This is a genomic window from Stenotrophomonas sp. JAG2, from assembly GCF_041080745.1.
GTDB classification, from domain to species: Bacteria; Pseudomonadota; Gammaproteobacteria; order Xanthomonadales; family Xanthomonadaceae; genus Stenotrophomonas; species Stenotrophomonas maltophilia_AA.
This window is the reverse complement of sequence record NZ_JBEUMH010000026.1, coordinates 1-11,487: the sequence shown is the minus strand read 5'-3', so window position 1 is coordinate 11,487 and position 11,487 is coordinate 1. Positions and strand designations below refer to the sequence as shown.

Here is an 11,487-nt window from a genome sequence, read left to right as displayed (position 1 = left end):
CTGGCCGGCTCCGCAGGGCTGCCGGCCAGCGGCCGGCACTACCCACCGAGCGCTGGCCGATACCCCGCGTCTCATTACGTCTCATTACGTCTCATTACGTCTCAGCGCGTCTCGAACCGCTCGTCGAAGAACTCGTCCAGCGCCTTCCACGCGCGCTTGGCCGCACGCGGGTTGTACACGCAGCCCGGCGGGCTGTTGGCGTCCGATTCGGCGAAGCAGTGCACTGCGCCGCTGTAGTTGGTGAATTCCCAGTCGACCTTGGCCGCGTTCATTTCCTGCTCGAAGCTGGCGATGTCATCCTTGCTCACGCTCTTGTCGTCGGCGCCATTGAGCACCAGCACGGACGGATGCGTGCCACCGGCCGTGGCCGGCAGCGGCGAGCCCAGCCCGCCATGCAGGCTGACCACACCGGCCAGCGGCGCACCGGCGCGCGCCATCTCGAGCACGGTCGTGCCGCCGAAGCAGAAGCCAACCGCGCCGATCCGGCTGGCATCCAGCGGCGCCTTCCCCGCCTGGGCCTTGAGCACCTCGATCGCCTTCAGCGCACGCGCCCGCAGCACGGGGCGGTCATTGCGCAGCTTGGTCGCTACCGGCCCCGCCTCGGCATCGGTCTTCGGGCGCACGCCCTTGCCGTACACATCGGCAACCAGCACCACGTAGTCGTCGCCGGCCAGCTGCTTGGCCTTGGCGATCGCCGAGTCGTTGACGCCCTTCCAGTTGGGCACCATCACCAGCCCCGGACGCTTGTCGTTGTCTCCGTCGTCGTAGACCAGCACGCCGCTGAAGGTGGTGCCATCCTGGGTCCACTCCACCGGCTTGGCCTGCATCGCCGCCAGCGCGGGCAGCGCCGTCATCCCCAACAGCACCGCCGCACCCCACCGCCATTGCCTGTTCATGCGTCTGCTCCCGACAGAAAGAGCCCCGAGTGTATGACGGCCGGTTGACGGGACCGTGTAGAAGCGCCGGGTCCACGTTCCCCCCTGTGATCCGGCAGACCGGCCGCGCCCGACCTCATCTGAATTAACCACCCCCGTCCCTGTTATTGAATTAACTACCTCCGTCCCTGTTATGGCAGGCTGGCCGGCCCTGTTTACGGAACACTTCATGAGTCTTGTCGACCGCTTCCTGTCCGGCCTGGTGCCGCGCCTGCCCGAAGACGATGCGCGGATGTGGGCCTGGGTCGAAGGGGCCAGCGCCGCTGACCTGGCGCGCCTGCGCGAGCGCTGGCCGCAGGTGCCCGAGAGCCTGCTCGCGCTGCTGGCGCGGGTGGATGGCACGCATTTCCGCACCTACCCGGGTGGCGAGGTCGTGGTGCTGATGCTGGGCTCGGACGTCGAAGAGGGGCATTACCCCTACTACCTGCGCTCGGTGGACCAGGTCTTCGAGGACAGCGCGCAGTGGGATGACAGCATCCGCTCGATCTACGAGGAATGGCTGGAGGAAGACCCGGAGATTCTCGGCGACGGCATCGATGCCGACCTGCCGATGGGCAAGCGCCTGTGCTTCTCGCACTGCATGAACAACGGCGGCAGCTCGATGCTGTACCTGGATTTCCATCCCGCCCCCGGTGGCACGGTCGGCCAGGTGGTGCGCTATCTGCACGATCCCGACAGCTACCGGGTGATCGCGCCGAGCTTCGATGCATACCTGCAGCAGCTCATCGAAAACGACTACGCCTTCATCGATGAGGAAGAGGTCTGACGTGACTCAGGCGATGCCGATGCCCGGGATCGCCGTGATCTGATCCGGATCGAAGCCGGCCAGGTCAGCGAAGTGGCGGCCACGGGCGACGTAGTCACGGTATACGCCATAGCTCGGCGCACCCGGCGACAGCAGCACGACCCCGCCCTCCCCGCCGAGCGCGGCCTGCGCCAGCCGCATGGCCTCGGGCAGGTCGGCAGCGGCATGCAGCCCGAAGCGGCCGGCATCGGCCAGCGGCTGCAGCAGCGCGTGGATGCGTGGCCCGTTGGCCCCCATCGTGACGATCTCCACCGGCGGCACGTCGTGCGCCATGTGCGCGACGAAGTCGTGCCAATCCAGACCACGATCATGTCCCCCCACCAGCAGCGCGATGCGGCGCCCGGCGAAGCACTCCAGCGCGGCCAGGCTCGCGTGCGGCGTGGTGCTGATCGAATCGTTGACGAAGGTTATCCCGTCGCGCATGCCGATCGTCTGCAGACGGTTCGGCAGCGGGCGGAAATCCTGCACCGCCGGGGCCAGCCCCACCGCGTCCAGGCCCAAGGCCTCGATCGCGGCCAGCACCGCGCACAGATTGCCGCGGTTGTGCCTGCCCGGCAGCGGCGTATGTGAGGTATCGAACACCACCTGCTCGCCGCGATGCACGACATCGCCACGCATATGCCAGCCCTGCGGCTGGTTGAACCAGATGACCTCGCTCTCCGGCAACGACAATCCTGCCAGGTGCGGGTCGGCGGCGTTGAGCACCGCGATCCGCGGCGCGGCCTCGGTGACCAGCCGCAGCTTGTCCTCGATGTAGCGTGCCTCGCTGCCGTGCCAGTCCAGGTGCTCGGGGAACAGGTTCAGCACGATGGCGACCTGCGGGTGCGCGCCACTGCGCGCGACCTCGCCGGTCTGGTAGCTGGACAGCTCCACCGCCCAGTACCGCGGCACCGGCTGCGGGTCCAGCACTTCCAGCAGCGGCAGGCCGATGTTGCCGATCAGCCCGGTGCGCACGCCCGAAGCACGCAGCAGATGCGCCAGCAGCGCGGTGGTGGTGCTCTTGCCCTTGGTGCCGGTCACGCACACGGTGTCGTGCACGATGCCGTCGGCGGCGGCCTGTTCGGCGAACCACAGCGAGGTACCACCGATGAACTGCGTGCCCTGCGCCGTGGCGTGCAACGCAGCTTCGCCATACGGGCTGATGCCCGGCGACTTGATCACCACCTCGAACGCGGCCAGTGCCTCGCCGGTGACATCCGAACGGACCGTCAGCGCGCCGCGGGTTTCCTCGTGCGCGCCGGCAGCCTCGGCCTCCGGACAGAACAAGGTCAGCGGCAGCGACGGCAGCCGCTGCTGCAGGACGCGGAACGCCGCGCGTCCCTCACGTCCCCATCCCCACAACGCAACGCGCTTGCCTTCAAGCTGCGAAATTCGCACGCAGACGCTCCCAGATCGCCGGCGGGATGCGGTGTTCGCCTTCCAGCGCCAGCAGCGGCTCGATCTGCAGTTCGGTGGCATCCAGCTGCGGGCGAATCTCGTGGACGAACCGCTTCACCAGCACGTCTTCATTCCATTCCGGGCGCGCGGCCAGGGTCGCCATCGCCGCGCGCGATTCGCGGCCTTCGCCCACGCACTCGAACGGTTTGTGGTCCTGGAATTCCAGCAGTGCATCGAAGCCCGGGGCCTGCTCGATATCGTCGAGCAGGTTGCGGCCGAAGATGCCGACCAGGCGCATCTTGGGCATGAACGGCGCAAGCGCCAGGAACACGAAGTGGCACTTCGGGCAGACGCCGCACCAGCGGTTTACCGGGCGCTCGCCCAGGATGTGGAAATTGCGGTTGCAGCTGGAGAAATGCGCGTCGTAGACATCGCTCTTGGCGAACTGACGCGCCACCGCCAGCTCCGAGAGCGGGCGCAGCAGCGAGTAATAGTGCAGGTCCGCGGCGACGTGCCGTTCCAGATGCTCGCCGAAGGCCTGCTCGAACGCCCAGCCCTTCGACCACTGGTGATTGACCTCGCCCGTGCCCGGAATCTGGCTGCCATAACTGGCCGAGCGCTCGTTGGAGAACACCACCTGGTCCACGCCCTGCAGCAGCGCGGCCAGCACCATGATCGCCGAGTTCACCGCGGTGACCGGGATATGACCGTTCCAGGCCCCCTGGCGGTTGAGCTCGAACAACTCCGGGGCCAGCGTGCGGCCGATGTTGAGGATCGGCAGGCCGGTGCGCTCGGCGCAGGCGCGGATCAGCTGCGAGCCGCCGATCCACGTGACCGTTTCGGCGATGCCCAGGCTGCGCAACGCTTCGATGCTGACCAGCGAATCCTTGCCGCCGCCGATGGCGACCAGCGCGTGTTCGCGCAGGCCCAGCGCCGGCGCCGCGAAGGCCTCGCCGTCCACCGGCAGGCGGAAGCGGCCACGCAGGTTCAGGCCATTGCGGTAGGCGAATTCGCCCAGGCCGTTGAGGTACACGGTCTCGACCAGCGCCGCGGTCGCCGCATCGATCGTGTAGCTGTCGATGCGCACCTGCTCGGGCACGCCGGCCTTGTAGTAGCTCACGCCGGCGATCAGGTGCAGCAGGCGCAGGGCGCGCTGCACCGCCTCGGCACGGTCACCCTCGAGCACGAACGGCGCGCCCGGGATGGTCACCGTCTCGATCAGCTCCGGGCCGTCATCGAAGGCGTAGACCAGCTGCGCCACGCCGGTATCCGCAGCGAATTCGCAGCGGACGAAGCGGAAAACGGCAACCTGGTGTTTATCAAAAGCAGTCATGGTGTATCCGGTTTGGAAGGCGGCTGGCAGCACTCAAGGACCATCATCGATGATGTCCTCGCGCGGCAGCTCGCGCTGGTTGTAGGTGTTGGCCATGACGTAGCCGTACGCGCCCGCGTCGGCGATCAGCATCACATCCTCCGGCGCGGTCGAGGCCGGCAGGCGGCGGCGCTTGCCGAACACATCGCTGGATTCGCAGATCGGCCCGACCACATCGAACATCGCTTCGGAGTAGCCACTCAAACGGCTGAGGTTCTCGATGTCATGCCAGGCGTCGTACAGGGCCGGACGCATCAGCGTGTTCATGCCCGCATCCAGGCCGACACGGCGGATGCCGTCCTTCTCGACCACCTGGGTGGCCCGCGCCAGCAGCACGCCGGACTCGGCCACCAGGTAACGACCTGGCTCGATCGCCAACCGGAACGCGGGGTGCACCGCCTTCACTTCGGCCAGGCCAACGGCCCAGGCCTCCAGATCGAACGGCTCGTCATCGGCGCTGTACGGGATCGGCAGGCCACCGCCGATGTCGATGGTCTCGACGCTGCCGATGCGGCGGGCGAACCCGGCCAGTTCATCGCACATCAGGCGCCAGTGCTGCGCGGTTTCCACGCCGCTGCCCAGGTGCGCATGCAGGCCGACCACGCGGGTGCCCAGCTCGCCGGCGATGCGCACGAACTCATCCACGCGGGCGATCGGCAGGCCGAACTTGGAGTCCTTGCCACCGGTGCGGACCTTGGCATGGTGGCCTTCGCCACGGCCCAGGTCGACACGCAGCCACAACTCGCGGTTGCTGAACAGTTCCGGCCAGCGCTGCAGGGCTTCCACGTTGTCCAGGGTGACGGTCACGCCCAGCGCGAACGCGGCATCGTACTCGGCGTGCGGCGCGAAGCTGGGGGTGAACAGCACGCGCTTGGGCGACAGCGTCGGCAGCGTGTTGAACACATGCTTGAGCTCGCCGTGCGAGACGCACTCCAGGCCGAAGCCTTCCTGCTCCAGCACTTCCAGGATGGCCGGGTGCGAGTTGGCCTTGATCGCGTAGTAGCGCTGGTCGATCGCCTTGATCGCGTTCAGCGCGCGCGCACGCGCCCGCACCGTGGCCAGGTTGTAGACGTAACGCGGCGTGCCGGCCTGGGCGAGGGTCAGCAGGTGCTCGCGCTGGCCGCGCCACCAGGCGGTTTCGCGCGGGCGGATGGTGCCCGCGATTTCGCGCCAGCGCGGGCCGAACACTTCGCCCTCTTCCACCGGCATCGCGCCGCTGTCGATCAGCTCGGCGTGCAGGATCGGCAGCAGGCCGTCCGCATCGGCCTCGTCGATGACGAAGGTCAGGTTCAAGTCATTGGATGACTGCGAAATCATGTGCACGCGTTCGCGGCCGAAGGTAGCCCACACGTCCGAGAGCTTGTGCAGCATCGAGCGCATGCCGCGGCCGACCAGGGTGATCGCCGCGCACGGCACGATGATCTTGACCTTGCAGATCTGCGACAGGTCGGCCGACAGCGCGGCCAGCACATCGGTGCTGACCAGGTTTTCGGACGGGTCCAGAGAGACGGTCACGTTGGTTTCGGCCGAACCGATCAGGTCGACGGAGAGGCCATGCTTCTTGAACAGCCCGAACACGTCGGCCAGGAAGCCGACCTGCTGCCACATGCCGATGCCTTCCATCGAGACCAGCACGATGCCGTTGCGACGGCTGATCGCCTTCACGCCCGGCACCGCCGCGGCGTTGCCATCGATGCTGGTGCCCGGCAGCTCGGGGCGTTCGGTGTCCAGGATCGCCATCGGCACGCCGGCATCGCGGCACGGCTTGATCGAGCGCGGGTGCAGCACCTTGGCGCCGGTGGTCGCGATTTCCTGCGCTTCGTAATAGTCCAGGCGGGTCAGCAGGCGCGCATCCGGCACGTCCTTCGGGTTGGCGCTGAACATGCCCGGCACATCGGTCCAGATCTCCACGCGGCTCGCGCCGAGCAGTGCACCGAAGTACGCCGCGGACGTATCCGAACCACCGCGACCGAGGATGGCGGTGCCACCATCGGCATGACGGGAAATGAAGCCCTGGGTGATCAGCATGCGGGCCGGCTGGGCGCGGAAACGCGTGGCCCAGTCGGTCTCGGCACGCCACTGGCAATTCACCGAAAGGCGCTGCGACCACTCGCTCTGGCTGGGCTGCGGCGGCAGCGCATCGAGCCATTCGCGCGCGTCCATCCAGCCGAAATCCAGGCCGCTGGCGCGCAGGTAGGCGGCGCCAACGGTCGAGGACAGCAGCTCGCCCTGGCCCAGCACCTCGGCCTGCCATTCCAACGGCCGCCCGGCGGCACGCGGATCGTCCAGCAGCCCGGAAAGCGCGGCCAGGCGGACATCCAGCGCGGCGGCGTCCAGCTCGAGCTCGGTCAGGAATTCACGGTGGCGCGCGACCAGCGCGGCGACGCGGTCGCGGCTGTCGGCGGCGCCATCGGCGATCGCGGTGAGTTCATTGGTCACCCCGGACAACGCCGACACCACCACCAGCACGCGCGAGCCCGTCTCTTCCGCCCGTTTTTTCGCCAGTTTGCCGATGGTGTCCCAGCGGTGACGACGCGACACGGAGGTGCCGCCGAACTTCAGTACGATCCAGCGATCGACAAGGGGGGAAGCTGACATGGAGGTGGAGGTTTGGGTAGTGAGGGGGATCGCCCGGCACGCCGGGCCGAACCCCCGATTCTATGCCAAGCCTGGCCGTTGCAGGGCCCGGGCGGCCCAGGCGGGCCGGATTTGTGCCGACACCGGTCCACGCGCCGCCGTACACGGCCCGGGAGGCGGCGCCGGTTGGTAAGCTGCCCGCCCGTTTTCGTCGAGCGTACCGCCATGACCTCCCGTCGTTTCCTGCAGCTGGATGTGTTCTCGCCCTACCCCGGCGCTGGCAACCCGTTGGCCGTGGTGCTTGATGCCCAGGGCCTGGACGAGGCGGCGATGCAGGCCATCGCCCGCTGGACCCGGCTGCCCGAGACCACCTTCGTGTTCCCGCCGCAGGCCCCGGGCGCCAGCTACGGCATCCGCATGTTCAGTCCGCAGAAGGAAGTGCCGTTCGCCGGCCATCCCAGCGTGGGCACCGCCCATGCGGTGCTGGAACTGGGCGTGGCCGCGCCGGTGGAGGGCGTGCTGATCCAGGACGGCATCGCCGGGGCCCTGCCGCTGCGCGTGGACGGCAGCGGTGAGGCCCGCACCATCGCAATCCGCACCCCGCGCGCCGCCGTGGCCGAAGTGACCACCGCCGCCGATCCCCGCCTGCAGACCGTCCTGGCCGGTTGGCCACTGGGCAGCCTGCCGCCGGCGCGCATGGCCGGTGGCCGCAGCTGGTGGGTGGTGGAACTGGCTGACGAAGCCGCCCTGCGCGCGCTCACCCCCGACTGGGACGCCGTGGCAACGCTGGCCGAGGCGACCGACAGCATGGGTGTGTTCGCTTATGCGCGCAGCCAGGGCCAGGCCTGGAATCTCGCGGTCCGCGCCTTCGTCGGCAATGGCCGTCGCTTTGAAGATGCTGCCTCCGGTGCGGCCAATGCCGTGCTCGCCGCCTGGCTGGACAGCCGCGACGCGCTGCCGGGTACCGCGCACGGTTACGTGGTCAGCCAGGGCCGGGAAGTCGGCCACGATGCGCGCCTGACCCTGCGCATCGATGACCATGGTGACGTCTGGTCCGGCGGCCAGGTGCAGACCGTCATCCGCGGCACGCTGGACTGGTAAACCCGCGGCGCCTCAGCGCGCCGCCTCGTATACCGGTGCGCCATCGACCCAGGTCGAGCGCACCTGCAGGTCGGCCAGCCCGGCCGGCGGAACGCTGAGCGGGTCGCGGTCGAGCACGACGAAGTCCGCGCGCAGTCCCGGCTGCAACCGGCCGACCTGGGCTTCGTCATGGCCCGCCCACGCCGCATCGGCGGTGAAACCGCGCAGCGCTTCCGCCGCCGTCAGGCGCTGATCGGGCTGCCAGCCCCCTGGTGGCTGGCCGGCACGGTCCTGGCGGGTAACCGCGGCATACAGCCCCAGCCGTGGATCGACCTGCTCGACCGGGAAATCCGAGCCGAGCGCGAGCCGCGCTCCGGAGGCCAGCATCCGTCGCCACGCATAGGCACCGAGGATGCGCTCGGGACCGACCCGATCCTGCGCCCAGCCCATGTCCGACGTGGCGTGGGTGGGTTGCATCGAGGCGATCACGCCGAGCTGGGCGAAGCGCGGAATGTCCTCCAGCGCGACCACCTGCGCATGCTCGATCCGCCAGCGATGATCCGTGGCGCGACGCTCGCCCAGCACCTTCTGATAGGTGTCCAGTGCGATCCGGTTGCCACGATCCCCGATCGCATGCGTGGCGACCTGGACATGACAGGTATCGGCCTTGCGCACCGCCGTTTCAAAGTCGTCGGGTGAGGTCACCAGCAACCCACGGTTGTGCGGGTCGTCGCTGTAATCGGCCAACAGCGCGGCCCCGCGGCTGCCCAGCGCCCCATCCATGAACAGTTTCACCCCGCGCATCTCCAGGCGGCCACCGGCATGCTGGTACGCGCCTTGGGCACAGATATCCGCCAGGGCATCGCCATTGCCATCGGCATACGCATCGATGCGCAGAGGCAGCTTGCCGGCATCGGCGAAGCGACGCATCAGGGCCAGGTCGGCGCGCGATACGCCCATGTCATGCACACCGGTCAGGCCCTGGCTGACCGCCTTGTCCAGCGCGCGGGCCAGCATCTGCTCGCGCGCGGCCTCGCTCGGCGCCGGGATCGCGGCCTGCACGAGCGACATCGCTTCATCGACGAACACCCCGCTCGGTTGCCCCTTGGCATCGCGCACGATGCGCCCGCCGGCCGGTTGCCAGCTGCCCTTCAATGCGCGTTGCCCGGGTTGCCGCGCGACGGCACGCAGTGCCGCGCTGTTGCCCCAGCCGGCATGGCCATCGATGCGACCCAGCCAGACCGGCCGGTCCGGGAACGCCGCGTCGAGATCGGCCACGGTCGGGAACTGTTTGTCCGGCCAGCGATTCTGGTCCCAGCCGCTGCCCAGCAGCCAGCCCTCGGGATTGTCAGCCGCGAAGCGCTGCAGCCGCGCGACGATATCCCGGCTACTGGTCGCGCCGGTGAGGTCGGCCTGCATCAGGGTGCCGCCGAGGAACATCAGGTGGGCATGCGCGTCGATCAGGCCCGGAATCACGGTCGCCTGGCCGACGTCGGTCAATGCCGCGAGTGGATACAGCGTGAGCATCGCCTGCCGGTCGCCGACGGCAAGCACGCGCCCGGTATCGGTATCCCAGGCCAGGGCAGTGGCGGCCGGTGCGTCGGGATCGCCGGTGTGGATCGTCGCAGCGGTCAGCATGCGGACATCGGCCTGCGCGGTGCCGGCCAGCAGGCAGGCGATCAGGGCGGCAAGAGCGGTCGGACGCATGCAGAGACCCCACAACAGGAAAGCGGCGACTATGCGGCCGCCGCTTTCCCATCACAATCTGCTGTGCACCAATCCGTCTGCGCGGATCAGCCGGCCAGCTCGGCCTCGAGCGTGATCGGTACCGCGCTGAGTGCCTTGGACACCGGGCAGTTCTGCTTGGCGTCATCGGCGATGGCGCGGAACTGGGTGGCCTCGATGTTCGGCACCACGGCCTTCACCTTCAACGTGATCTGCGACAGCTGCGGGCCGCCCTCCATCGAGAGGTCGACCTTGGCTTCGGTATCCAGCGAAGTGGGCACGAAACCGGCCTCGGTGAGCTTGGCCGAGAGTGCCATGGTGAAGCACCCGGCGTGCGCGGCGGCGATCAGTTCTTCCGGGTTGGTGCCCTTCTCATCGCCGAAGCGGCTGCTGAAGGCATAGCGGGTTTTGTCCATCAAGCCGCTCTGGGGCGTACTCAATTGTCCCTTGCCTGTCTTGAGGTCACCTTCCCAATGCGCGGTGGCATGACGCGAAATACCCATCGTTGATCTCCTGCGGGATGAATGGCCTGGCCAGCCTAGACCGGTCCGCGTTAGCACCGTGTCTGGCTGCCGTCAGGCGATCGGCAGGCGCCGCCCCCAGCTGAATCGGATCTCAAGACGGATGCTGTTTTCAAGTGGTTTTCGTGCGACAGTCGGGGTGCGACGGTCCATGACCGATGGCCTCCGCCGCGAGGGCGGACCCTGTTTTTTGGCTATGACCTGATGCACTGCGGTAACGAAGGGCGTGGAAATCACGAATTTTTATGCGTTTGCCTATTGGCGGCGCCCCATAGTTGCCCTACATTTCGCTTGCCGACGGGGTTCGGCGCGACCAAACAACCAACCGTTCACGGAACAGGAAACCATGGCAAAGACCGCTAAGAAGGCTGCCCCGAAGAAGGCAGTAAAGAAAGTCGCTACGAAGGCAGCCGCGAAGCCGGCCGCTCCCAAGCCGATCAAGGAAGTGCTGAGCAAGTCTGGTCTGGTTGCACACATCGTTGAAGCGTCCGGCGTTGTCGCCAAGGACGTGCGCGCCGTGCTCGCCTCGCTGGAAGGCGCCGTCGCCGCTTCGGTGCACAAGAAGGGCGCTGGCAGCTTCACCCTGCCGGGCCTGCTGAAGATCTCCACCGTCAGCGTGCCGGCCAAGCCGAAGCGCAAGGGCATCAACCCGTTCACCAAGGAAGAGCAGTGGTTCGCCGCCAAGCCGGCCTCCACCAAGCTGAAGGTGCGTCCGCTCAAGAAGCTCAAGGACGCCGCGCTCTAATCCGCGCGCTTCCTGCAGCACCCGGACGGGACGGCATATGCCGTCCCGTTTTTTTTGGTTCTTGTCCCACCTGCGTGGCATGCATTCGAGGCGCTCTGTAGCTTTCCTGGCGCGGCGGCAGATGAGTCGGGCGCTGGGTCGCGATGCCCTTGTGGGCGAAATAAAGGAGGAGGTGGCGGCCGCAGGCCGACGCCGGGGGACATTCGCCGGCAAGGGCATCGCGACCCACGTATCCAGACCACTGGCGCCCAAGGAAAGGCACGGTGTCGCGCACGCGTTCCGCACGCCGAGCCCCGTAGCGGCCGGTAGGCCCCTGGGCAAAATCAAGGAGGAGGCCGTCGCCGCCAGGC

Annotated in this window: 10 protein-coding genes; 4 read left to right on the top strand and 6 right to left on the bottom strand. The window is 68.0% G+C overall.

The genetic code is table 11. The features are described from left to right. Positions 1–101: 101 nt before the first annotated feature. Positions 102–896: a dienelactone hydrolase family protein gene (locus tag AB9O74_RS18625; protein ID WP_369350175.1), complete on the bottom strand. Its 795-nt coding sequence runs from the start codon at positions 894–896 to the stop codon at positions 102–104. 208 nt (positions 897–1,104) lie between these two features. Between AB9O74_RS18625 and AB9O74_RS18620 the strand changes: the two genes are divergently transcribed. Beyond that, positions 1,105–1,701, top strand: a complete 597-nt coding sequence (locus AB9O74_RS18620) for an SMI1/KNR4 family protein (protein WP_369350173.1) — start codon at positions 1,105–1,107, stop codon at positions 1,699–1,701. Positions 1,702–1,707: 6 nt separating this feature from the next. On the opposite strand, the gene murD is transcribed toward AB9O74_RS18620, so the two are convergent. The 3 genes from murD to AB9O74_RS18605 are packed head-to-tail and all read right to left on the bottom strand — an operon-like array spanning position 1,708 to position 7,087. Beyond that, entirely contained in the window at positions 1,708–3,117 is a 1,410-nt protein-coding gene (gene murD / locus AB9O74_RS18615; RefSeq protein WP_369350172.1) for a UDP-N-acetylmuramoyl-L-alanine--D-glutamate ligase, read from the bottom strand. Then, positions 3,098–4,450, bottom strand: a complete 1,353-nt coding sequence (gene murL, locus AB9O74_RS18610) for a UDP-N-acetyl-alpha-D-muramoyl-L-alanyl-L-glutamate epimerase (protein WP_369350171.1) — start codon at positions 4,448–4,450, stop codon at positions 3,098–3,100. Before murL ends, murD begins: the two co-directional genes overlap by 20 nt. Before the next feature lie 33 nt (positions 4,451–4,483). Further along, positions 4,484–7,087, bottom strand: coding sequence for a bifunctional aspartate kinase/diaminopimelate decarboxylase (locus tag AB9O74_RS18605; RefSeq protein ID WP_369350170.1), 2,604 nt, complete (start codon positions 7,085–7,087; stop codon positions 4,484–4,486). 204 nt (positions 7,088–7,291) lie between these two features. Between AB9O74_RS18605 and AB9O74_RS18600 the strand changes: the two genes are divergently transcribed. After that, entirely contained in the window at positions 7,292–8,167 is an 876-nt protein-coding gene (locus AB9O74_RS18600) for a PhzF family phenazine biosynthesis protein (protein WP_369350169.1), read from the top strand. Between the two features lie 12 nt (positions 8,168–8,179). Here AB9O74_RS18600 and AB9O74_RS18595 read toward each other — a convergent pair whose 3' ends face one another. Together AB9O74_RS18595 and AB9O74_RS18590 are read right to left on the bottom strand one after the other, a co-directional pair. Beyond that, on the bottom strand, positions 8,180–9,853 hold the full coding sequence (locus AB9O74_RS18595) for an amidohydrolase (RefSeq protein WP_369350168.1): 1,674 nt from the start codon (positions 9,851–9,853) through the stop codon (positions 8,180–8,182). Between the two features lie 86 nt (positions 9,854–9,939). Then, positions 9,940–10,374 carry an OsmC family protein gene (locus AB9O74_RS18590; protein WP_176990800.1) on the bottom strand — a complete coding sequence of 145 codons (435 nt, stop codon included), beginning with the start codon at positions 10,372–10,374 and terminating at the stop codon, positions 9,940–9,942. 364 nt (positions 10,375–10,738) lie between these two features. Between AB9O74_RS18590 and AB9O74_RS18585 the strand changes: the two genes are divergently transcribed. Further along, on the top strand, positions 10,739–11,137 hold the full coding sequence (locus tag AB9O74_RS18585) for an HU family DNA-binding protein (RefSeq protein WP_019185677.1): 399 nt from the start codon (positions 10,739–10,741) through the stop codon (positions 11,135–11,137). A gap of 121 nt (positions 11,138–11,258) precedes the next feature. Further along, positions 11,259–11,487 (top strand): hypothetical protein (locus AB9O74_RS18580; protein ID WP_369350167.1); only part of this gene is annotated, 229 nt, incomplete at its 3' end.